The 22646-nt window shown below is 59.1% G+C and carries 25 protein-coding genes and 2 pseudogenes; 8 read left to right on the top strand and 19 right to left on the bottom strand.

The genetic code is table 11. The features are described from left to right. The 6 genes and pseudogenes from C8024_RS19095 to C8024_RS19070 all read right to left on the bottom strand — a co-directional run. Positions 1-1325, bottom strand: a 1325-nt coding sequence (locus C8024_RS19095) for a dihydroxy-acid dehydratase (RefSeq protein WP_173208131.1), incomplete at its 3' end; no start/stop codon positions are given. 51 nt (positions 1326-1376) lie between these two features. Further along, positions 1377-2060 (bottom strand): N-formylglutamate amidohydrolase, encoded by a 684-nt coding sequence (locus C8024_RS19090; protein WP_173208128.1) that lies wholly within the window; start codon positions 2058-2060, stop codon positions 1377-1379. 40 nt (positions 2061-2100) lie between these two features. Continuing rightward, on the bottom strand, positions 2101-2955 hold the full coding sequence (locus C8024_RS19085; RefSeq protein WP_254306111.1) for a 4-(cytidine 5'-diphospho)-2-C-methyl-D-erythritol kinase: 855 nt from the start codon (positions 2953-2955) through the stop codon (positions 2101-2103). Further along, the gene (locus tag C8024_RS19080; protein WP_173208125.1) at positions 2955-3878 is read right to left on the bottom strand and encodes a tetratricopeptide repeat protein; all 924 of its coding nucleotides are present in this window, start codon (positions 3876-3878) and stop codon (positions 2955-2957) included. The genes C8024_RS19085 and C8024_RS19080 overlap by 1 nt, the downstream gene beginning before the upstream one ends. Before the next feature lie 35 nt (positions 3879-3913). Then, entirely contained in the window at positions 3914-4429 is a 516-nt protein-coding gene (locus C8024_RS19075) for a hypothetical protein (protein WP_173208122.1), read from the bottom strand. A gap of 181 nt (positions 4430-4610) precedes the next feature. Next, a pseudogene (locus tag C8024_RS19070) lies at positions 4611-6265 on the bottom strand (electron transfer flavoprotein-ubiquinone oxidoreductase). A 173-nt stretch (positions 6266-6438) separates the two neighbouring features. Here C8024_RS19070 and C8024_RS22325 point away from each other — a divergent pair. The 4 genes from C8024_RS22325 to C8024_RS22315 are packed head-to-tail and all read left to right on the top strand — an operon-like array spanning position 6439 to position 8907. Continuing rightward, positions 6439-6819: a hypothetical protein gene (locus C8024_RS22325; RefSeq protein ID WP_254306110.1), complete on the top strand. Its 381-nt coding sequence runs from the start codon at positions 6439-6441 to the stop codon at positions 6817-6819. Next, the gene (locus tag C8024_RS19065) at positions 6777-7169 is read left to right on the top strand and encodes a uracil-DNA glycosylase family protein (RefSeq protein WP_367947446.1); all 393 of its coding nucleotides are present in this window, start codon (positions 6777-6779) and stop codon (positions 7167-7169) included. Before C8024_RS22325 ends, C8024_RS19065 begins: the two co-directional genes overlap by 43 nt. Beyond that, a complete protein-coding gene (locus tag C8024_RS22320) occupies positions 7166-8266 on the top strand; it encodes a hypothetical protein (RefSeq protein WP_254306109.1) in 1101 nt (366 codons plus the stop codon). The genes C8024_RS19065 and C8024_RS22320 overlap by 4 nt, the downstream gene beginning before the upstream one ends. After that, on the top strand, positions 8182-8907 hold the full coding sequence (locus tag C8024_RS22315; RefSeq protein WP_367947445.1) for a lytic transglycosylase domain-containing protein: 726 nt from the start codon (positions 8182-8184) through the stop codon (positions 8905-8907). Before C8024_RS22320 ends, C8024_RS22315 begins: the two co-directional genes overlap by 85 nt. 75 nt (positions 8908-8982) lie before the next feature. On the opposite strand, the gene ahcY is transcribed toward C8024_RS22315, so the two are convergent. The 3 genes from ahcY to C8024_RS19050 all read right to left on the bottom strand — a co-directional run bounded on the left by ahcY (position 8983) and on the right by C8024_RS19050 (position 11100). After that, positions 8983-10383: an adenosylhomocysteinase gene (gene ahcY / locus C8024_RS19055; protein WP_367947444.1), complete on the bottom strand. Its 1401-nt coding sequence runs from the start codon at positions 10381-10383 to the stop codon at positions 8983-8985. Between the two features lie 157 nt (positions 10384-10540). Then, complete coding sequence (locus tag C8024_RS23880) at positions 10541-10681, bottom strand: hypothetical protein (protein WP_367947443.1); 141 nt, start codon at positions 10679-10681, stop codon at positions 10541-10543. Then, positions 10678-11100, bottom strand: coding sequence for a YqgE/AlgH family protein (locus C8024_RS19050; RefSeq protein WP_367947442.1), 423 nt, complete (start codon positions 11098-11100; stop codon positions 10678-10680). The genes C8024_RS23880 and C8024_RS19050 overlap by 4 nt, the downstream gene beginning before the upstream one ends. A gap of 155 nt (positions 11101-11255) precedes the next feature. Between C8024_RS19050 and C8024_RS19045 the strand changes: the two genes are divergently transcribed. Next, positions 11256-11732: a peroxiredoxin gene (locus C8024_RS19045; RefSeq protein WP_173208116.1), complete on the top strand. Its 477-nt coding sequence runs from the start codon at positions 11256-11258 to the stop codon at positions 11730-11732. Here the strand turns inward: C8024_RS19045 and C8024_RS19040 are convergent. The 7 genes and pseudogenes from C8024_RS19040 to C8024_RS23875 form a co-directional block, all read right to left on the bottom strand. Continuing rightward, on the bottom strand, positions 11727-13085 hold the full coding sequence (locus C8024_RS19040) for a hypothetical protein (RefSeq protein ID WP_173208113.1): 1359 nt from the start codon (positions 13083-13085) through the stop codon (positions 11727-11729). The two genes, C8024_RS19045 and C8024_RS19040, sit on opposite strands and share 6 nt — an antisense overlap. Continuing rightward, positions 13075-14911, bottom strand: a pseudogene (locus C8024_RS19035) (M2 family metallopeptidase). Before C8024_RS19035 ends, C8024_RS19040 begins: the two are co-directional and overlap by 11 nt. 56 nt (positions 14912-14967) lie before the next feature. Next, positions 14968-15495 (bottom strand): hypothetical protein, encoded by a 528-nt coding sequence (locus C8024_RS19030; protein WP_173208111.1) that lies wholly within the window; start codon positions 15493-15495, stop codon positions 14968-14970. 8 nt (positions 15496-15503) lie between these two features. After that, positions 15504-16256, bottom strand: a complete 753-nt coding sequence (locus C8024_RS19025) for an alpha/beta fold hydrolase (RefSeq protein ID WP_173208108.1) — start codon at positions 16254-16256, stop codon at positions 15504-15506. Further along, on the bottom strand, positions 16253-16702 hold the full coding sequence (locus tag C8024_RS19020; RefSeq protein WP_173208105.1) for a GFA family protein: 450 nt from the start codon (positions 16700-16702) through the stop codon (positions 16253-16255). Before C8024_RS19020 ends, C8024_RS19025 begins: the two co-directional genes overlap by 4 nt. Further along, positions 16699-17133, bottom strand: coding sequence for a DsbA family protein (locus C8024_RS19015; protein WP_367947441.1), 435 nt, complete (start codon positions 17131-17133; stop codon positions 16699-16701). The genes C8024_RS19020 and C8024_RS19015 overlap by 4 nt, the downstream gene beginning before the upstream one ends. Beyond that, positions 17063-17353 carry a hypothetical protein gene (locus C8024_RS23875; protein ID WP_367947440.1) on the bottom strand — a complete coding sequence of 97 codons (291 nt, stop codon included), beginning with the start codon at positions 17351-17353 and terminating at the stop codon, positions 17063-17065. Before C8024_RS23875 ends, C8024_RS19015 begins: the two co-directional genes overlap by 71 nt. A 92-nt stretch (positions 17354-17445) precedes the next feature. Here C8024_RS23875 and C8024_RS19010 point away from each other — a divergent pair, with 92 nt between their 5' ends. From C8024_RS19010 to C8024_RS19000, 3 genes are all read left to right on the top strand, one after another. Beyond that, on the top strand, positions 17446-17892 hold the full coding sequence (locus C8024_RS19010) for a MarR family winged helix-turn-helix transcriptional regulator (protein ID WP_254306108.1): 447 nt from the start codon (positions 17446-17448) through the stop codon (positions 17890-17892). After that, on the top strand, positions 17885-18859 hold the full coding sequence (locus tag C8024_RS19005) for an HlyD family secretion protein (protein WP_254306107.1): 975 nt from the start codon (positions 17885-17887) through the stop codon (positions 18857-18859). The genes C8024_RS19010 and C8024_RS19005 overlap by 8 nt, the downstream gene beginning before the upstream one ends. Positions 18860-18968: 109 nt before the next feature. Beyond that, entirely contained in the window at positions 18969-20519 is a 1551-nt protein-coding gene (locus C8024_RS19000) for a DHA2 family efflux MFS transporter permease subunit (protein WP_367947439.1), read from the top strand. Here C8024_RS19000 and C8024_RS18995 read toward each other — a convergent pair. From C8024_RS18995 to C8024_RS18985, 3 genes are all read right to left on the bottom strand, one after another. Beyond that, positions 20516-21541, bottom strand: a complete 1026-nt coding sequence (locus tag C8024_RS18995) for an aspartate-semialdehyde dehydrogenase (RefSeq protein ID WP_100094834.1) — start codon at positions 21539-21541, stop codon at positions 20516-20518. The two genes, C8024_RS19000 and C8024_RS18995, sit on opposite strands and share 4 nt — an antisense overlap. An 85-nt stretch (positions 21542-21626) precedes the next feature. Then, on the bottom strand, positions 21627-22016 hold the full coding sequence (gene rplS / locus C8024_RS18990) for a 50S ribosomal protein L19 (RefSeq protein ID WP_100094835.1): 390 nt from the start codon (positions 22014-22016) through the stop codon (positions 21627-21629). A 3-nt stretch (positions 22017-22019) separates the two neighbouring features. After that, positions 22020-22646 (bottom strand): tRNA (guanine(37)-N(1))-methyltransferase (locus tag C8024_RS18985; protein WP_173208099.1); only part of this gene is annotated, 627 nt, incomplete at its 5' end.

The following is a 22646-nucleotide window of genomic DNA, read 5'->3' as shown; positions in this document are numbered from 1 at the left end:
GGTCCCTCGTTGCGGATGACGACGACAGCGCCTTCCTTGATCTGCCGGTCTTCGACAGCCTGGAAAGCATCTTCCTCGCATTCGAAAACCTGCGCCGGACCGCGGAACTGCAGGCGCGCCATGCCGGCGACCTTCACGATAGCGCCTTCCGGAGCCAGTGATCCGCGCAGGCCGACAACGCCGCCGGTTGGGGTGATCGCGTGCTGCACGTCGTAGATGACCTTCTGGTCGGGGTTCCAGACGATTTCCTCGATATTCTCGCCGAGCGTCTTGCCGGTCACGGTGATGCAGTCACCGTTGATCAGGCCGTTGTCCATCATCGTCTTCATCAGCATGTAGACGCCGCCAGCATCGTGCATGTCCTTGGCGACATATTTGCCGCCCGGCTTGAGATCGGCGAGATAGGGCGTGGTCCTGAAGATTTCGGCGACGTCGAACAGGTCGAATTCGATTCCCGCTTCGCTGGCCATCGCGGGCAGATGCAGCGCCGCATTGGTCGAGCCACCGGTGGCGGCGACAACGCGGGCGGCGTTGATGAAGGCATCGCGGGTGCAGATATCGCGCGGCCGCAAATTAAGCTCGATCAGATTCATGATCTGGCGGCCCGCAGCCCGCGCCATATCGTCGCGGGTTTCATAGGGTGCTGGCGCCATATTGCTGTTCGGCAGCGACAGGCCGATCGCTTCGGCGACGCAGGCCATGGTGTTGGCGGTAAACTGGCCACCGCAGGCGCCGTGGCCGGGGCATGCGACTTTTTCCAGTTCGATCAGTTCCTGCAGCGGGCAATTGCCGGCGCTATGCTGGCCGACCGCTTCAAACACGTCGACGACGGTTACATCCTTGTCGTGGAACCGTCCGGGAAGGATCGAGCCGCCATAGACGAAGATCGACGGGACATTGAGCCGCAGCATTGCCATCATCATGCCGGGCAGGCTCTTGTCGCAGCCGGCATAGCCGATCACCGCGTCATAGCAGTGGCCGCGAACGCTGAGCTCAACGCTGTCGGCAATCACTTCGCGCGACACCAGCGAAGCTTTCATGCCCTGATGGCCCATGGCAATGCCGTCGGTGACGGTGATCGTGTTGAACCGGCGCGGCGTGCCGCCCGCCTCGATCACGCCTTCACGCGCGATATCGGCCTGACCGTCGAGCAAGGTGTTGCAAGGCGCGCTGTCATTGCCCGCCGATGCGATCCCGACGAAGGGTTTGGCGATATCCTCTTCGGTCATGCCCATTGCATAATAATAGCTGCGCTGGGGGGCGCGTTCCGGGCCGACGCTTACGTGACGGCTGGGCAGGTGGGACTTGTCGAATCTGTTGGTCATTCTGGCTTCCAATATGGCAATTTCCGGATCGTCCTTCCAAAAGTCCGCCGGTTAAGCAAGGGCCGTTCTTATTTTATCGCAACTACGCAATAAAATATCAGCGAAACGGCGCTGTCCTGCCTCTTCCCGGATCAGATCCTGACGGACTTCGACGCCGATATAGGGCTGGCCGATGGCTTCGCACTGTCGGTTCATCGTCGCGTTGAGCTCCTTGCCCGAATAAGGCATCTGGTCGCCGACGATCAGTCCTTCCTCCTCGCCAAGAAATTGCAGCGCAAGACGCGGGGCGGTGTCATATTCATTATACATGATGCCCATGTCCCACGGGCGTCTCAGCTGCGGGTTGGTCCGCAGCACCGGCGAAAAACTGTGCAGCGACGCCACCAGCGCCGGTTTCAGATCAGCGATCAGCGCCGCGACCCGGTCATGATAGGGCGTGAAAAAGCGGTCCAGCCTGGCCTGTCGCTCCTCGGAAGACAGATGATTTCCGGGAATGTCGACACCATCGCTTTGCGTCACGATAACGGCTTCTTCGTCAGGATAGCGGTTGAGATCGACGATCAGCCGGGACGCGGTGCTGAGTATCGCAAGATAGCCGCCCTGCTCCGTCATCCGCCGGGCTATCGGCGCAATGCCGGGATCATAGGCGATATGGTCGGTGACATATTGCTGGGGAATACCCAGATCGATATCGTCCGGTATGTGGTTTGAGGCATGGTCGACCACGATCAGCACCCCGCCCTCGCGAGGACCCCGGAAATTTCATAGGCTTCGGTCATCGGATCATCCCTGTCATCGTCCAGATCGGCACCTTCGCCCCGCGACAGCGGCGCTCGGCATCCCGGGCCTCTGCCAGACTTTCGAACAAGCCGAAACAGGTCGCACCGGACCCCGACATCCGGGCCACCAGCGGCTGGCAGTCTTCCAGCATCGCGACGATCCCGGTCAATATCGGTACCATGGCGACAGCCGGCGGCTGCAAGTCGTTTCTGCCGTTGCGTGCGGACTGGAGCGCCTGCCCGCTTTCGAGCGCGCCGCGATCAATCCCGTCCCAGGCGGCGAATATATCGGCTGTCGAAACCGGCACCAGCGGATTGACCAGCAGCGCAGCGGTACCGCGCAAATCTCCATCGGCAACCGGCTCCAGATCCTGTCCGATTCCGGTGCCGCGACAGGTCCGGCTGGCGACGCAGGCCGGTACATCGGCGCCCAGCGGCTTGGCGATATCCGCCAGTTCTGCGGTCGTAAGTCCGAGCCTCCAGAGCCGGTTGAGCAGACGCAGAGTCGCTGCGGCATCCGCTGATCCGCCGCCAATTCCCGATGCCACGGGCAGTCTTTTGTCGAGCCGGATGCGGGCGCCCTGTTTCACACCGGACTGGTCCGCCAGCAGCCGGGCCGCCTGCACGACCAGATTGTCGATAGCACTCAACCCGTCTGCAAAGGGGCCCTCTATCTCCAGCGTCACGCCATCGCCCGGCTCCGCAGAAATCACATCGCCCCGGTCGAGGAAGGCGAATATCGTTTCAAGCGCGTGATAGCCATCCGGCAACCGCCGGCGGACATGGAGCGCCAAATTGATTTTCGCATAGGCCGTTTCGCTGTCCGGCATGACCCGGTCTGGACCGGACATCAGGGGGAGACGAGATCGGGCCGGAGCCCCAGGTCTATTTTGCTCGCCAGGCGCTGCGCATCCTCGTCCTCCGCGAACAGTTGCGCTGTTTTCCAGGCGTAGCGTGCTTCATAGAGACGGCCGACGGTCCAATAGGCGTCCCCGAGATGCTCGTTGATCGTCGGGTCCTGCGGCTGGCCTTCGAGAGCGGTCTCCAGATAGGCCACGGCGCGCTCATGCTCACCGGTAATGAAATAGGCCCAGCCCAGCGAATCGGTGATCGCGGGCGAGCTCGAGCGCAGTTCATGCGCCTGCTTGATCGCGGCAACGGCTTCCGCTTCATTTTCCCGCCGTTCGAGCTGGGCATAGCCGAGATAATTGAGAATCGTCGGGGAATTGGGCAGCAGTTCATTGGCCTTCCGCAGCGACTCCAGCCCCTCTGGCCAGATTCCCGCCTGTTCCTGTGCGCCGCCCAGCGCGAGCCAGTAATTGGCCATGACCAGATCGGACCGCTTTGCCTGCTCGCCCAGCGCGACCGCTTGTTCAAATGCAGCGGCGGCCGCCGCATTTTCGCCCTGCGCCTGCAGCGTCTGCCCCTTCAATATATAAAGTTCGGGCGCCTCCGGGTTGCCGTTCAGAGCGGAATCGAGCCGGCCAATCGCCCGGCCATAATCTTCATTTGCGACAAGACTGGCGATCTCGGAACTCAATCCGACAAGAAAATAGGGACTGTCAGGGCCGATCCGGGAATATTCCGCCACCGCCAGATCATGATTGTCCGCCGTCGCATAAGACCGGCCGAGCGTCAGCCTTGCATAGTCGGAATCTCCGGCGACACGGGTGCTGGCCAGCGCCAGGACCTGCGAGAGAAATTCGGCCCGCTGCGACGCGAGATCGTTGGACAGCCGCTGGAACAGGAAGGCCAGCCCGGTGGATGGCGTCACCTTTTGCGCAACGCCCTTTTTCTGTCCGGCCTCGATCAGCTGATATAATTTTGCTCCGGCGCGGTGGACTGGAATTTCAGGATTTCCCTCGCCGTGGCCGTCTCGTTCCTGGCCCAGAAATGGCGAGCCGCGATTATCCGCACCGGCGCCATGCGCGCTTCGTTGCGCTCGACCAGCGCGGCGAGCAAGGCGAGCGCCTCGTTTTCCCGTCGCCGGACCAGACTGTGGAGAATCAGATGCTCCTCCAGATAATAGCGGGACGTCGCATTGCTGCGGGCCTGCGCAAGGATCGCGGTGCCGTCGCGACCTCTTGCGGTTTCCAGCCATGCCCCGAGATAAGGCTGGAGAAAGGCGAAGTTCTCGAGCGCCTCCAGTTCGACAGTCGCCAGATCGGCACCGTTCCAGTCGCGCTGCGCAAAGGCCACCGCATAGAGCACGAGCGGCATTTCCGGCTCGGCCTTGCCGCGCAGTTGCAGAACCCGGACGGCTTTCGCCGCCAGATCGAAATCGCCCGTTTCGATGGCACTGACATAGGCTTTTCCGGCCAGCAACTCGTTGTCCGGTTGCTCCTTCAGGCCTTCCGCATAGATTGCGGCCGCAACCCGGGTCTCATCGGAAGACTCGGCGAGCCTCGCTTCGACAAAACGGTTGAGCGCCGCGCTGCTTTCGCCGCGGCTGGCAAGCGCCGGTGAGGCGGCTTGTCCGGCGACAAGCAGCGCGCATAGACCGAGACTACATATTCGGATAATTTGGACCTCCGCCGCCTTCCGGAACGACCCAGTTGATATTCTGGGACGGGTCCTTGATATCACAGGTCTTGCAATGCACGCAATTTTGCGCGTTGATCTGGAACTTCGGTTTGCCCGCTTCGTCCTCGACAAATTCATAAACCCCTGCCGGGCAATAACGCGCCGACGGACCCGCGAAAACGGGCAGATTGACATCCACCGGTATATTCGGGTCTTTCAGTTGCAGATGCACCGGCTGGTCTTCTTCATGATTGGTGTTCGACAGGAAGACCGAGGACAGGCGATCGAAGGTGATTTTCCCGTCCGGTTTCGGATATTCGATCTTCACGCAATGTTCGGCGCGCTTCAGACGCGACCAGTCAGGGTGCAATTTCATCGTGAACGGCATTTTGATCTTCAAATGCTCGGCCCACATGTTGATGCCGGAGATGATCGTGCCGAGGAAATCGCCATATTTCTCGACCGCCGGCAGGACGTTGCGGACCACGCGCAGTTCCTCGCGCACCCAGCTGTTCTCATAGGCGGTGCCGTAAGCGGCCAGTTCGTCATTGGCACGGTCTGCCACGATTGCCTCATAAGCGGCTTCTGCGGCCATCATACCGGTCTTCATCGCGGTATGCGTGCCCTTGATCCGCGGCACATTCACGAAACCGGCGGAACAGCCGATCAGCGCGCCACCGGGGAAATATAATTTCGGAACAGCCTGGAAACCGCCGTCATTGATCGCCCGCGCGCCATAGGAAACGCGCTTGCCGCCTTCCAGGATCTTGCGGATTTCGGGATGCAGTTTCCACCGCTGCATTTCCTCGAATGGCGAGAGATAGGGATTTTCGTAGTTCAGCCAGGTAACGAAGCCGAGCGCGACCTGGTTGTCGGCCTGATGGTACAGAAACCCACCGCCATTGGCGCCTTCGCTAAGCGGCCAGCCTGGGTATGGATGACCCGGCCCGCCTTGTGCTTGGCCGGATTGATGTCCCACAATTCCTTGACGCCAAGGCCGTAGATTTGCGGCTGGCTTTCGGCATCAAGCGCGAACTGGTTTTTCAGGATCTTGGTCAGATGACCACGCGCGCCCTCGGCAAATAAAGTATATTTGGCGTGCAGTTCGAGACCGGGTTCGTAATCCGGCTTGTGGCTGCCGTCGCGGGCAACGCCCATGTCGCCGGTGGCGACGCCTTTGACCGAACCGTCCTCATTGTAGAGAATCTCCGCCGCAGCAAAGCCGGGAAAAATCTCGATACCCATATTTTCCGCGCGCTCGCCCAGCCAGCGGCACAGATTGCCGAGCGAACCGGTATAGGTGCCCTTGTTGTGCATGAACGAGGGTGTCATGAAATGGGGAAAGGCGAATTTCTTTTTCTTGGTCAGAATCCAGTGATGGTTCTCGGTGACTGGCGTCTTTGCCAGCGGGCAGTCCTCGTCCCGCCATTGCGGGAAAAGCTCGTCGAGACCTTTGGGATCAATCACCGCACCGGACAGGATATGCGCACCGATTTCGGAGCCCTTTTCCAATATGCATACCGAGAGGTCCTTGCCTGCCTCGTCAGCAAGTTGCTTGAACCTTATGGCTGCGCTGAGACCGGCGGGGCCGCCCCCGACTATCACCAGATCATAAGGCATTGACTCTCGTTCACTCATGTCGCTTTTCCTACAGTTCTTGCATTTATTCTCTTGTACATTCGGTCCGTCGTAAACCGCAACCCGCTGGGCAGAAACCTGCTTTCTCGCCAATTGACCTATTCGTCAACTCATGACTCTATGCATAAATGAATTTAATCTCTGCACAAACGCCTAATCCATCTGCTGAGTCGATGATCCACAGCCTGCAGGACTGGTGGTCGCTGGCCGGCGTCGAGCTGGATTATGCTGATCAGCCGGCGGCGCTTTTGGCCGAGGAAAAGCCTGCTCCGGTGACCCAGGCGCCACCGCCGGCAACCGTTACGGAACGCAAGCCGGAAGCAGCAAAAATCCCGGTGAACAACGAACCGCTGCCAGCCACCTATCCGGAATTTATCGACTGGTTGGCCACGGGCGACGGCCTGATCGAAGCCGGCTGGTCACGGGAAAGAGTGTCTCCGCAAGGGGACATCGAACCGGAAGTCATGGTCGTTTCAGCGCTCCCGGAAAAAACCGCAATGGCGAGGCGCAGCTGTTCAATACCGAGAACCGGCAGCTGCTGGAAAAGATGCTAGCGGCAATCGGCTGCGATTCGGATCGAACCTATCTTGCCAATATCGCCGTGTCCCTTTCCTATGACGGCCGCATAGACGAGCAATATTGGCCAACGCTCAAAACACGGCTGCTGCATCATGTCGGTCTGGTCCGTCCGAAACGCATCATCTGTTTCGGCGACCTGGCGGCGAAGATCCTGTTCGGACAGGATTTGCTGACCGCGCGCAAAAATAAGCAATTTATTAACCATAGTTCCTCACAAACAGAAGCGATCGTGACATTTCACCCGCGGATCCTGATCGAGCGGCCATTGTTCAAGGCCGAAGCGTGGAAGGATCTGCAAATGCTGACAAGGATTTCTGCCTCGTGAAACTGAAATTTGCACTGACCGCTTCGCTTCTGACCCTCGTTGCAACGCCGGCGCTGGCCGATGACGGAGCGGTTCTCTACAATAGCGCTTCGGTTGCCAAATATGTACCCTCGCAGCTCAAACAACAGCAGTCCGAACATTATCGCGCCCTGTTTTCGGCAATGAGCAGCAATCACTGGGACGTGGCGAAAAACCTGATGGACAGCGCGCCGACCGGCCCGCTGAAGCCTATCGCGCAAGCCGAATATTTCCTGGCCGCCAACAGTCCGCGGGCAGAACTCGGCCCCTTGCTGACTTTGGTCAACGAAGCACCGCAGATCCCGCAGGCCGCCCAACTGGGTCGGCTGGCACAGAAACGCGGCGCACAATTGCTGCCGGACCTGCCCCAGCGCCGCAATCTGTCCTGGATTCCCGGTTCTCCGATCCGCTCGAAACCCAAGGATGTGAACTCCGACAGCGCGGCCAATGGCGTGCGCGGGCAGATCATCGATTTCATCAAGAATGACAATCCGCAGGGCGCGGAAGCGCTGCTGAACGCCAACGCCGGCCAGATGTCGTCCGAAGGGCGGACGGAACTGGAGCAGCGGGTGGCCTGGTCCTATTATATCGAGAATGACGACGCATCCGCACTGCGGCTCGCCCGGCAGGCGCTGAACGGCTCCGGCGAATGGGTCGGCCACGCGAACTGGGTGGCCGGGCTGGCGGCCTGGCGACTGAATGACTGCCGCTCGGCAAGCAGCGCCTTCGAACAGGTTGGCCGGTCGGCGACCAATGTCGACCTGCAGGCTGCCGGTCTCTACTGGAGCGCCCGATCCGATCTGAAATGCGGTCAGCCCGAACGCGTGCAGGGCAAGCTGCAGGCCGCGGCCCGTTTCGATGACAGTTTTACGGCATGCTTGCAGCGCAGACGCTTGGCATGGAGCCGGGCAAATCCGAACAGGGTGAGTCCTTCGAGAAATCGGACTGGCGCGCGCTGGAACGGCACGAAAACGTCCGGGCTGCCATCGCTCTGGTGGAAATCGGCGAAGAGCAGTTGGCCGACGAGGTGCTCCGGCACCAGGCGACGATCGGCGACAGCGGCGACCACCCTGCCCTGATCAAGCTGGCACGGGAGCTGGATCTGCCCCGCACCCAGCTCTGGCTCGCCCATAATGCACCGCGCGGCATGAAGCCCGATGTCCAGGCCCGTTATCCGGCACCAAAATGGAAACCCGATGGTGGCTGGCGCGTCGATCCGGCATTGGTCTATGCCCATACATTGCAGGAATCCGCGTTTCGCAGCAAGGTCGTGAGCCCCGCCAACGCCATCGGCCTGATGCAGGTCCGTCCCGGAACCGCCGGCGATATCGCCCGGGCCAATGGCCTGAATTTCAGCGAATCCGACCTCTACCGGCCCTCGACCAATCTCGAATATGGCCAGTCCTATCTCGAATATCTCGGCAAATCATCGATCACCGGCGGCAAGCTGCCGAAGATCGCGGCGGCCTATAATGCCGGCCCCGGTGCGGTCCAGCGCTGGAACAGCGAAATAAAGGACAATGACGATCCGCTGCTGTTCATGGAAAGCATTCCCTATGTCGAGACGCGCGGCTATGTCTCGATCATATTGCGCAACTACTGGATGTACGAGAAGCAGGCCGGCATCCGGTCGGACAGCGCCCGCGCCCTGTCGCAAAATCACTGGCCGCAATTCCCCGGCAACCCGGACCGGCGCCGGACCCAGTTCACTGCCCGCTGAGAATATTTCCAGACATTAAAAAGCCGGGCCATGCATTGCGCATGATCCGGCTTTTTGTTCGGAATATCCTGTCGCCTAGTAGCGATAATGGTCCGGCTTGAACGGGCCTTCGACCGGAACGCCGATATAATCGGCCTGTTCCTGGCTCAGCTTGTCCAGTTTCACGCCCAGTTTTGCGAGATGCAGTTCGGCGACTTTCTCGTCGAGATGCTTCGGCAGAACATAGACATCGTTTTCATATTGTTCCGGACGCAGCCACAGTTCTATCTGTGCCAGCACCTGGTTGGTGAAGCTGGCAGACATGACGAAGCTCGGGTGGCCGGTTGCGCAGCCCAGGTTCACCAGACGGCCTTGCGCCAGAACGATCAGCTTCTTGCCGTCCGCAAATTCAACTTCGTCGACCTGCGGCTTGATTTCGGTCCACTTCATGTTTTTCAGACCGCTGATCTGGATCTCGCTGTCGAAATGGCCAATGTTGCAGACGATCGCACGGTCCTTCATCGCGCGCATGTGATCAACGGTGATGACGTCCTTGTTGCCGGTCGTGGTAACAAAAATATCGCCCCGTTTGGTGCCTTCTTCCATGGTCACGACTTCAAAGCCTTCCATGGCCGCCTGCAGCGCACAGATCGGATCGATTTCGGTCACGAGAACGCGCGCGCCGCCGTTGCGGAGCGACTGGGCCGAACCTTTGCCGACATCACCGAAACCGGCGACGACCGCAACCTTGCCGGCCAGCATGACGTCGGTGGCGCGACGGATCGCGTCGACCAGCGACTCTTTACAACCATAGAGATTGTCGAACTTGGACTTGGTAACGCTGTCGTTGACGTTGATCGCGGGGAAAGGAAGCTTGCCGATCTTGGCCAGTTCATAGAGGCGGTGAACGCCGGTGGTGGTCTCTTCCGAAACGCCCTTGATCGCTTCAACCGTGCGGGTCAGATAGCCGGGACGTTCAGCAAGAAAGCGGGTCAGGGTCGCGACAAAGACTTCTTCTTCTTCATTTTCCGGCTTGAACAATTCTTCACCGGCTTCCACCCGCGCGCCCCAAAGCGCGAACATGGTGGCATCGCCGCCATCATCGAGGATCAGGTTGCAGGTCTGGTCCGTGCCCCAGTCGAAGATGCGTTCGACATAGGCCCAATATTCTTCCAGCGTTTCGCCCTTGATCGCGAAGACGGGGGTTCCGCCAGCGGCGATTGCGGCTGCGGCATGATCCTGGGTCGAGAAAATATTGCAGGAAGCCCAGCGCACTTCTGCGCCGAGGTCGAGCAGGGTTTCAATCAGCACAGCGGTCTGGATGGTCATGTGCAGCGAACCGGTGATCCGCGCGCCCTTCAGCGGCTTTTCAGCGCCGAATTCCTCGCGCAAGGCCATCAGGCCCGGCATTTCGGTTTCGGCTATTTCAATTTCCTTCCGACCGAAATCGGCGAGGGAAATATCCTTGATGATATAATCCTGGGTTGCGGTGGCCACGTCATGTCTCCTTGAAAAACGAAATGCCGCACGGGTAATCCGGTGCGACAACATGGCTTTTCAATAGAGGCTCGCGTCCGTGGAAGCAAATATAAAGATGTCTTTATATTTGATATTTTGTGAGCCTGTCATGCCGCAAGCCGAAACAATCAACCGGTCAGGCGCTGCCGAAACCGCTCGACAACTTGGTCGGGTCAATCCCCAGAGCATCCCATGCCATCAGCCATTTGTCACCGGAGCGGCGCTCGTAGAGCCAGTCGGGCGATCCCTCGGCAATGGTCCAGCCATTTTGCGTCAATTCGCTTTCCAGCTGCCCTCACCCCAGCCGGAATAGCCAAGCGCGATAATCCATTGTTCAGGGCCGCGCCCCTGGGCGATGGCATTCAGCATGTCGACCGAGCTGCTGAGCCCCCAGCGGTCTCCCACCTGCATCGTGTCCGACATGTTGATATCGAGACTGTGAAGGATGAAACCGCGCTGGGTCTCCACCGGACCGCCGAGAAAAACGTCGCAATCCGGCGCTTCGGTCGTATCGATATCGAACTGCTGGAGAATATCGTGAAAACGGATGCCCTCCATCGTCTCGCCGATATTGATGCCCAGAGCGCCGTTTTCATCATGCGAACAGATGGCTACCACCGAACGGGAAAAGCGGGGATCGGCCATTCCGGGCGTGGCGAGGAGAAACTGACCGGAGAAAAAGACGGGATCATTCATGGGGACCAGCATAGCGTCGCAAATATGAACTTCCCATGGCAAATGTCACAAGTCCCATTGCTGGTCGTTTTGCCAGCTTGCATTTTCATCCCTCTGTCACCACTATCAACTGCAGAGGCATGCGTTCTCAGCCCGATCAAAACCAGGAGCAAGATATGATTAACAAAGGCGACAAGATTCCCGAAGTAAAACTGGTCAAGGCGACCGCCGACGGTCCGCAGCAAGTCAGTTCCAGCGAATATTTTGCCGGCAAGAAAGTGGCGCTATTTTCCGTACCCGGCGCGTTCACGCCGACCTGTTCCGCCAAGCATCTTCCCGGCTATGTCGAGAAGGCGGCCGATCTGAAAGCCAAGGGCGTTGACGAGATTGCCTGCACCGCTGTCAATGACGCCTTCGTGATGGGCGCATGGAATGACGCCGCCGGTTCGGAAGACGTGACCATGCTCGCCGACGGCAATGGCGATTTCGCCCAGGCGGTTGGTCTGACCATGGACGGATCCGGTTTCGGTCTGGGCCAGCGCGGCCAGCGCTTCTCGATGATCGTCAATGACGGCGTTGTCGAAGAACTGAACGTCGAGGCACCGGGCGACTTCAAGGTCAGCACCGCGGAATATATGCTCGATCAGCTATGATTCGGGCGTCTCGGGATTGACAGCATAACCCTCCTTGATCCGCATCTCGATAGCGCGGATCGCCTGAATATCTTCAAGGGGGTTTCGCTGCAAAACCAGAAAACTGGCTTCGCAGCCAGCATCGAAACAGGCGATTTTTCTTTCGGGAAAAATCGCCTGTGCCGTTTGTGCTGTGGCCAGGTCCAGAATTTCGGCATTGGTAAAGGTGTGGCTCGCGGCTCGTGCCACCAGCCCGTCGATTATAGTCGAACCATAAGCATTGGATCCAATGGCCAGAGGCGCGCCGGATTCGCGCAACATATCGATATTGCGATCCTCCATCGCGACGGTCCATTCAGGGCGTTCCTTTGTCCATTCCGAGGTGATCAGCGTTGTGACCATATTCGCGCTGGCCGCGCTCTGGGCGTCGGCTGCGTCAATCAGACATTCCTCGTCGCTATCCGGGGGCGAGCGGTAGATACCTTCGGCAACCGCCGCCTGGTAACAGGGAATGTGCGAGAGGATGGCGGCTCCGGCCTCCACCGCGAGCCGGAAATCGGCCACCGATGAAGCCGCGATCAGCAGTCGCAAATCGGCGGCGCGCGCCTTGTCCGCAATCGCAGGAAGCAAGGCGGGGTTCAGCCCGCCCCCGGCCCAGCTGTCGCCCCGGTCTTCGCCAAAACGTTCGCTGTTGCGCAGGAATATCTTGATCACGTCGGGCCGCGTGGCTGCAATCAACGGCCATTTCGCATCGATATCGGACGCATCCTCGATAATATAGTAGGCGTTGTCCGCCTGTTTCCGGCTGGCACGAATGGCTGGCTGGTTGGCAACCTGCTGCTCGAAGCTGTAAAACCGCAAGGCATAGGCTTCGTAGATTTCCGACGGATGGCTGTCGGGGCCGGTAATGCCCCCCAGGGCAGTCAAAACATCGACATTCTGCGGACCGGAAAATTCAGACCTGATCTTTGCAACCGACCGGGCGGGCGCCGTGGCGGTCAGCGCATAATATATGCCGTCTTGCAGAAATTGCGCGCGCTGGGCCGGGAAACCAAAGCTGCTGTCAAAGGCATGGGTGTGCGCATCGGCAAAGGGCGGGATCAGATAGCGACCTTCTAGGTCGACGATCCGGGGAGCCGGTCCTGCGGAAGGCTCGACAAACCGGCCTCCCTTCACGAAAAGCGGATCGGAACGAAACCGCGTGCCGTCGAACCAATGTGCGTTGCGCAGTTCCGTGATCTGGTCTTCGTCGAAATGCCAATCGGCCAGGGCAACCGGTTCATCGGTTGCTACCCTCGCCTGTCCCTCAACCGGCGACGGGAAGGCCGCCCATAACAGGGCGACCACACACATCAGACTGGACTTACCATCCACAGGCCTTGCCTCGGTTCTCCTCTTTCAGCCAGTCCATCAGTGGCGCGAAATAGCTGATCATGGCCGAGCCGTCCATTTCCCGCGTTCCGGTAAAGGCTTCCAGCGCATCGGGCCAGGGCTTGGACGCGCCCATTTCCAGCATCGCGTTCAGCTTCGCACCGACCTGTTCGTTGCCGTAAAAGGAACAGCGGTGCAGCGGTCCTTTCCATCCGGCTTCGTCACAGGCAGCCTTGTAGAACTGGAACTGCAGGATCCGGGCGAGGAAATAGCGCGAATAAGGCGTGTTGCCCGGAATGTGATATTTGGCGCCTGGGTCGAAGGCGTCGGCGGGCCGGTCAACCGGTGGCGCAATGCCCTGATAGTCCAGCTTCAACCCATGCCAGGCGCTCGTATAGTCATCCGGCTGGATGCTGCCCTCGAATACGCCCCAGCGCCATTTATCGACCAGAAGGCCGAACGGGAGGAAAGCAACCTTGTCCATTGCCTGACGCAACAGCAAGCCGATATCCTTGTCCGCGCTCGGTACCTTGTCAGCGTCGAGCAGTCCGACCTGGACGAGATATTCCGGTGTGATCGACAGCGCGATCGCGTCGCCGATGGCTTCGTGGAAACCGTCATTGGCACCGTCGAGATGCAGGTAGCTCTGCTTGTTATAGGCGCGCTGGTAATAATTATGGCCAAGCTCGTGGTGGATGGTGGTGAAGTCATCGCCATTGACCTTGATGCACATCTTGATGCGGATATCGTCCTTGTTGTCGATATCCCAGGCGCTGGCGTGGCAAACGACTTCGCGATCCGCCGGTTTGGTGAACAGCGACCGCTGCCAGAATGTCTCGGGTAGCGGTTCGAAACCGAGCGAGGAGAAAAAGCCTTCACCCGCCTTGACCATCTTCATCGCGTCATAATCATTGGCGACCAGCAATTCGGTCGTGTCATAGCCGATATCGCCGGCCCCTTCCGGCGCCACGACATCATAGATATTGCCCCATTCCTGCGCCCACATATTGCCGAGCAGATCGGCGCGGATCGGACCGGTCTCGGGCTGGACTTCATCGCCATATTTTTCGTTGAGCTTGTCGCGGGTGTAGCAGTGCAGCTGGTCATAGAGCGGCTTGACCTGCGCCCAGAGCTTGTCGGTCAGCTTGGCAAAGTCATCGGCCGGCATGTCATAGCCCGAGCGCCACATCGCGCCGACATCGGCGAAACCGAGTTCCCGGGCGCTTCATTGGCAATCTCGACCATGCGGGCATAATCATCCTTCATCGCGCGCCGACATTGGTGTGCCAGCTTTCCCACATTTCGGACAGTTCATCGGGATTGCGATTGGTACCCATCGCCGCTTCGATGTCCGAACCGTTGATTTCCTTGCCGTTGAGCGTGCCCTTGCCCTTGCCGTAAGCCGAGTTCAGCTTGGTGGCGATCTCGTTCAGCTCCGTCGCGGCGCCCTCTGTAGTCGGAGCCGGAAGCACGATCCCGCCGCGCAACTTGTCCAGCTTGCGGCGGGTGACAGCGTCCAGTCCCTGAACATTGTTGAACTTCGCTGCTTCAAGCGCGGCGTTGACCGACATCGTAGTGCCTTCTGCGCCGACCTTGGCAGCCAGAGCGTCGGTATCATCGGTGATGAAGTTCGAATTGATCCAGTAAATCCGCGCAGCATCGACGGAAAAATCGAACAGCTTCTGCTCGGTTTCGGCGACAAATTGCTGTGCATCAGCCGCCGTCGGAGCAGCCGTTTCCTCCATCACGTCATTTTCATGGTCTTTTGCCAGGGCTGGGGTGGCCAGTGCCATGGTGGCGATTGCGACGATCGAAGCGGCGGTTTTCATAGATGGATCCTCAACTGATTTGATATGGTAGAAATTGAAACTTTATCGCCCGCCGGTCAAGCCCGCGTTTCGCTCCATCGCCAGATAAGCGCGGCGATCATCGCGACCGTGCCGACAATCCAGCTTGCCACCTTTACCGGTTTTGCCAGAGCCGCCGTCCCGGCGAGAATGTCGCTGCCCTGTTCGTTGACCAGCTGGATCAGCTGGCACACGGTTTCGATATAGTCGGTCAGGCCAAAGACAAAATAGCTGAGCACGCAGAGCAGGCCGACTTTCTTGAGCGTCGGCGAATTGGCCCGTTGCCAGATCAGCCGCCCGCCGATGATGCCACCGGACATATTGAGAGTGATGAAAACAAGGTCGCCAATCATGCCCCAGCGTGCCATTGCGAGCGCCCCAGCGGCAGCCCAGCTTTCCTGGATCGCGTTCACCCGCTCCGCTGTCGCTGCGCTCTGGTGATCGAGTATCCCGTTCGGCGCGACAAGCGTTTCAAGCGCGCCGTTCGAGAGGATGAGATAGCCGAAAAGCGCCAGACCGCCGCCCCAGAATATCCAGAAATTACGCCAGCTGTACAATTTCGACATCGTCCCTCCTATCCGACCAGAAAGCGCACCATTTCCTGGCTCATTTCCGCTTTGGTCACGCTGCTCATATGGGTGCCGGGAATGGCAACATGATGGCCATTGAGCAAAATCGCCGCCAGTTCTTCCGGATCGCCATTATCGCGATCCTCGCTGCCGCACAGAACCAGTGTTTCGGTTTCTATACTTGCCGCATCGGCGGGATCCATATCGGAAAAAGTTGCGAGCAACAAACTCGCCGCCACCGGATCGATTTTCTGGCTCTTCATAAACTGGATGGCCAGCCAGTGCGGGTCGCCGCGCTTGGCACTATCCGTGAGGCGAATAGCTTCCTGGAAAAATTCCTGCCGCTGCTCCCATCCCGCCAGGCCCTGCAATCCCATGCCGGCGAGTATCGCTTTAGATGGATTGGCACCGGTCACCAGCAACCGTGCTGTCGTCCGCGCGCCAAGCGAGAAGCCGCCGAGATCATAATCGCTCAATTGCAGATGCGCGATCAGTGCCAGCACGTCCTTGACCAGCACATCATCGGGATAGGCGGCCGGATCATGCGGAGCCTCGCTTTCACCATGAGCGCGCAGATCGGGCATGATCACCCGGAAGCCGGCATCGACCAAAGCCTGCGCATGACCGAATTTGATCCAGTTGGTATCGGCGTTAGAAAACAGGCCGTGAAGCAGGATGACCGGACGCCCTTCCCCCATTTCATGAATTTTGAGCTTCACCCCGTCGAAGGACGAGAAATCCCATTTTTCAGCCGTCATATTCCACTTTCCAAATTGCTGCGCCAGGCGGCCGGATCGTCCGGCTGGGTCAGATGCTGGTCGCTTGCCGGATCCAGTTCGATCCCCGGCTGTTTTTTCGACACCCATAAATGACCCATGGGCGAGATGCCGGACGGATCATCCAGCGTTCCCACTTTCAAGGTAATAGCTTCCGGTGGATTGCTGCCAGAATGCCAGAGCCGCGTGCCACAATCGCCGCAGAAATAATTATATTTGGTCCGCCCGCTGAAGGCTGTGCTGACAAAATATGAAGCCGAGCCTTCGACCTGCAGCCTCGCATATTGCATCGGCAGGGACATTGAGAAGGCACTGGCGCTCTGCTTCTTGCACTCGCCACAATGGCAGGCATAGGCAACCGGAACGGGGCCTTCAAACTGGTATCGTATCGCGCCGCACTGGCAGCCACCAGTCTGCAGGTCGTTCATCGCTCGGCAAGGCCCTTCTGCTTCATCCGCCATAGCGCCAGTTCGATCCGGTCCTGCCCGAAAAAGGGCTCGTCCTCGAACACCAGCGTCGGCACGCCCCAGTGGCCAGCGGCTTCGAGAGCCTTCTGGTTTTCGGCGATTTCGGCGTCGAGCCCTTCCGACTGGGTCGAGGCTTCGACGCGCAATTCGGTCAGATCCAGCCCGGCGCGTTCGGCGGCTTTTTCGAGATGGTCGCCTTCGTTCCAGCCTGCGGTGCCACCCCAGATCAGCTGTGAAACTTCATTGGCAAATTCCAGCCCTTTGCCGCGCCGCGACGCCGCCTGCCCCATCCGGGTCAGTGCGAAAATATAGGGTTGCTCGTCAGAGATCTTCCGGGTGGCGATATCCTGCACGATCGGGTCGGGATTGGGCGGTGCCATCGGGATACCCATATGCTGCGCCACCCGGAACATGTCCCGAAACGTGTAGCCCAGCCAGTTGGGGTGGTTTTCTCGAAAAATCCGGTTCCCTTATCGCCAGCGGATAAACGAAGCGCTGGTTGATCTTCAGATCATAGTCCTGCGTCAGCGCAACATAACGCCGCGTCGCCAGATAGCTGTAGGGCGAGCGGAAGGACCAGTAAACGTCTGCTTGTAATGTCATCGCGATCATATGGCACAATCGTCAACCGGCTTCTAGAAATTTCAAAGCTAATCATTGCTTATTATAACATATGTTATTAAATTACCCGGATGAGCGATAATATGGGATTTCTGGTCGGCGATATTTCCCGCCTGATCCGCCGGACCTTCGACAAGCGGGCCAAGGCAATTGGCATCACCCGTCCGCAATGGCGGGTGCTGACCTGGCTGCAACGCCATGAAGGGATCAACCAGAGCGCGCTGGCCGACATGCTGGAACTGGACGCAATGGCGCTGTGCCGGATGGTCGACCGTTTGCAGGCCGCAGATATGGTCGAACGCCGGGCCGACCCCGCCGACCGGCGCGCATGGAAATTATATCTCACCCCCAAGGGCATCGCCCTGACCGAGCAGTTGCAGCCGATTGGCGAGCAATTGCTGCAGGAAGCGCTGCACGACGTGCCGCCGGCGGAACAGGAAAAGCTCCATCATTTGCTCGAGCGTTTCCGCGCCAACCTGCAATCCATCGATGACGATGATTCAGAAGAGAAGCGGACCGCCAATGGCTGACAATCCCAATCCGGACATCGATATCACGCCTGTGACTGAAGGGCCGGCCCCCGACCCCGCCTCCCGGCGATCGACTGGCCGCAATATCGGCCGCTGGATATTGATGCTGTCGGTGCCGCTCTTGCTCGCAACATTGGGTATTTATTACTGGATCGCCAGCGACCGTTACGCTTCCACCGACAATGCCTATGTGCAGCAGGATATCGTGTCCATTTCTCCCGAGGTTGGCGGAAGAATCGTGCAAGTGGCGGTCGAGGAAAACCAGCAGGTGGCGGCCGGCGATCTGCTTTTTTCGATAGACCCAGCGCCCTTTGAACTGACCGTCGCGCAAAGCAATGCGCGCATCGCCGCCGCACAGGTCGAAGTCCAGAATCTCCGCACCGATTATCAGGTGAGCGGCGTGGACATAGAGGTCGCGCGACAGGACATTGCCTTCGCCCAGTCCAACTATCAGCGGCAGGCGGCCTTGATGGCGAAGGGCTTTACCACCCGGGCCCGGCTCGACGCCGCCCAGCATGAAGTCGATCTGGCCAGAGCCAGATTAAAATCCGCACAGGCGGATGTCGTCGCGGCCAGGTCACGCCTGTCAACGGGGTCAGCCGCTCCGGGCGAAAATCCGGATGTTGCCGAGGCCAGAGCCGCCCGGGATCAGGCCTTGCTCGATCTCGAACGCACGCGGGTGGTGGCTCCGGTCGCCGGACGGGTCGCCCAGTCTACCCGGCTGCAAATCGGGCAGATGATGGTCTCCGGACTGCCGGCGCTTTCCATCGTGGACGACAAGAACAGCTGGGTGGAGGCCAATTTCAAGGAAACCGACCTCGCCAGGATGAAGGTCGGTCAGAAAGCAAAATCACCTTCGACGCTTATCCGGAGCTGGAACTCAACGGCCGTGTCGATAGCATCGGTGCGGGCACCGGATCGGAATTCTCCGTCCTGCCGGCCCAGAATGCCAATGCCAACTGGGTGAAGGTCACACAGCGCGTTCCCGTGCGGATCAGGATCGTGGATCCCTCGCCGCGGCAGTTAATTGCGGGGATTTCTGCGGAGGTAACCGTCGATCTGCGCACTGGTAAAGAGTGAACACGCAAAATCCCGATGAAGCAGCGCTGCCGGTAGACAACCGGGTCCTGCTCACCATTGCCGTCATGCTCGGCAATATCATGCAGATACTCGATTCAACGATCGCCAATGTCGCGCTCCCGCACATGCAGTCGGGCTTGGGCGCCACGCTCGACACGGTGACCTGGGTATTGACCAGCTATATATTGGCCTCGGCGGTCGCCATTCCGATCACCGGTTGGGTCGCGGACCGGATCGGCTCGCGCAAGCTGTTTCTCTGGTCGATCGCCGGCTTCACTCTGTCCTCGCTGCTGTGCGCCACTGCTACCAGTTTGGAAATGCTGGTCTTTTACCGGGTGATGCAGGGCCTTTCCGGTGCCTTTGTGATGCCGCTCTCGCAGACGGTGATGCTCGACATCAATCCGCCGAAAAACCACCCCAGAGCCATGGCGATATGGGGCATGGGCGTGATGATTGCGCCGATCACCGGGCCGATCATCGGCGGCTATCTGACAGAAAATTACAGCTGGGAATGGATTTTCCTGATCAATGTTCCGCTGGGGATCATTACTTTCATCATGCTCTGGACACTGCTCCCCTCGCGACCGATTGCCCGGCGCAAGTTTGACCTGTTCGGATTTGCCTTGTTCGCCGCCTTCATGGCCTCTTTCCAGCTGATGCTCGATCGCGGCAATGGCGAGGACTGGTTTGAAAGCTGGGAGATCATCATTGAATTCGGCATTGCCGCCGCTGCCCTGTGGATGTTCGCCATCCACATGTCGACAGCGCGAAATCCGTTCCTGTCGCGCGATCTGTTCCGGGACCGCAATCTGGTCACCGCGATGCTGCTGATGATCGTTGCCGGCGTCTCGATGTTTTCCACCATGGCCCTGCTGCCGCCGATGTTGCAGAATATCTATCATTATACCCCGATTGATGCGGGCATAATATTGGCGCCGCGTGGCGTCGGTGTGTTTCTGGGCATGGCCATCGGCAGTCGCCTGGCGACCGTTGCCGACGCACGGTTCGTCGTTGCGACCGGAATGGCGCTGGCTTCCTATTCGGCCTGGATGATGACCGGGTGGAGCCTGGAAATGGACCGCTGGCCGGTGATCACCAGCGGCGTCGTCCAGGGCCTCGGGATGGGCGCGCTATTCGTCACGATGAACATATTGGCTTTTTCCACTCTGTCGTCCGCGCTGCGAACCGACGCCGCCAGCTTGCTCAATCTTTCGCGGACGATCGGGGCTTCGGTCGGGATAGCGGTATTTGTCGGGCTGCTCGGCCGCAACTGGCAGACCAGCCACGCCGATCTCGCCGCCAATGTAACCGAAGCACGGCTCTCGCCACTGAGCCCGACCAGCATTGCTCGGCTCGGCCAATATGGTGAGCAGGCGATGATGATGATCGACGGCGAGGTGAACCGGCAGGCGCTGATGATCGCCTATCTCGGAGATTTCTGGCTGATGGCGGTGGTTACCGGTTTGTGTGTTCCGCTGGTGTTCCTGATGAAGAAACCCCAGCGGATGAAAGTTGATTCAGCCGAAGCGGCCAGCGCGGCGCACTAGCCCTTCTTCAGATGCTTCCGACCGAGCAGCTCTGCAATCTGCACCGCGTTGAGCGCTGCGCCCTTGCGCAGATTGTCGCTGACACACCAGATGTTCAGGCCGTTCTCGACCGTCGGATCTTCGCGCACGCGGCTGATGAAGGTGGCGCCGTCGCCGACGCATTCGACCGGTGTGACATAGCCTTCGTCCTCGCGCTTATCGACCAGCATGATGCCGGGCGCGTCGCGCAGGATTTTCTGGGCGTCCTTGGCGGACAATTCTTTTTCAAACTCGATATTGATCGACTCGCTGTGACCGACAAAGACCGGCACGCGCACGCAGGTCGCGGTCAGCTTGATCTTGGGATCGAGGATTTTCTTGGTCTCGACGACCATTTTCCACTCTTCCTTGGTCGAACCATCGTCGAGGAACACGTCGATATGCGGGATCACGTTGAACGCAATCTGCTTGGTGAAGACGTGGTTTTCTTTCGGATCGCCGACGAAAATGGCACGAGACTGTTCGAACAGTTCGTCCATGCCGCCCTTGCCCGCGCCGGAAACCGACTGATAAGTGGAAACCACAACCCGCTTGATTGTCGCTGCATCGTGGAGCGGCTTCAGAGCCACAACCATCTGGGCGGTCGAGCAATTGGGATTCGCGATGATGTTGCGCTTGGTATAGCCGCTGATCGCCTCGGGGTTCACTTCCGGCACGATGAGGGGCACGTCCGGATCCATGCGGTAGAGCGAGCTGTTGTCGATCACCACGCAACCGGCGGCCGCAGCCTTGGGCGCATATTCCTTGGTCGGACCGGAACCGGCAGCAAACAGGGCAATATCCCATCCAGAGAAATCGAAATGCTCGATATTCTGGACCTTGAGCATCTTGCCGGTGTCGCCAATTTCGATTTCGCTGCCCTGCGAGCGGGACGAAGCGACGGCAGCCAGTTCGTCATAGGGGAATTCACGCTCGACCAGTACGTTGAGCATTTCGCGCCCGACATTCCCGGTAGCGCCAACAACTGCGATTTTGTAACCCATGAAACTTTTCCTGTTGCTGATATTAAAACAGCCGGTTTTCCTGTGGGGAGAACCGGCTGTTTGAAACTTTTTAGAGAAGCGTAGCTTATTTCGCTTCGGTGCCTTTCGCTGGCTGGTTCAAACGGCGTTCCGCAATACGGGCCCGTTTACCAGTCCGGCCGCGCAGATAGTAAAGTTTCGCACGACGCACGATACCGCGGCGAACCACGGTGATGCTTTCAATATTCGGGGAGTAGAGCGGGAATACGCGCTCGACGCCTTCGCCGAACGACATTTTGCGTACGGTGAAGTTGGAGCCCATGCCGCGATTGGTCCGTGCGATGCACACACCTTCAAAATTCTGGGTACGAACGCGCTCGCCTTCGACGACGCGAACACCGACGCGCAGCGTATCACCAGCGCGAAATTCGGGAACTTCCTTGGACGCTACAAATGCGTCTACTGCTTCTTTTTCCAACGTCTGAATCAGGTTCATGACCTATTCCTTATCTTTATCTTTTTCCTGCGCACCAGAGGGCGACTGATCCGGAGCATCCCTGTGACGCTCCCATAAATCCGGCCGCCTTAGCCGTGTATCTTCCTCTGCCCTTTGTTTCCGCCAAGCAGCTATTTTCGCATGATCCCCCGATCGCAAGACTTCAGGGATAATGCGCCCTTCCCATATTTGAGGTCGGGTATATTGCGGATATTCGAGTATTCCGTGTTCGAAACTCTCGTCATCTCCGCTAGAAGACGCGCCCATTACCCCGGGCAGCAGCCGAATGCAAGCGTCTAAAAGCACCAGAGCGCCCATTTCTCCGCCGGACAGGACATAGTCGCCGATCGAGACTTCCTCGATTGGCCGGCCTTCGAACAGGCGTTCGTCGAACCCCTCGAATCGGCCGCAGATGATGGTGACGCCGGGACCGGCGGCAATTTCGCGGACGCGGGCCTGGGTGAGCGGTTTTCCGCGCGGGGTCATGGCGAGGATGGGGGCGACTTGCGGCGGGGGAGCCGTTCGTTCTGAGCTTGTTGAAGCATCGCTCTCCGCTGCATCAGGTCCTTCGGCAGGCTCAGGACGAACGGAATTCGATAACAACTCCTCCCCGTTTGCGTCGAGCGCCCC

The sequence above is a fragment of the Sphingopyxis sp. BSNA05 genome (genome assembly GCF_013265645.1).
GTDB lineage: Bacteria > Pseudomonadota > Alphaproteobacteria > Sphingomonadales > Sphingomonadaceae > Parasphingorhabdus.
Note: the sequence above shows the minus strand (reverse complement) of the source record. Positions and strands in the feature narration are given on the sequence as shown.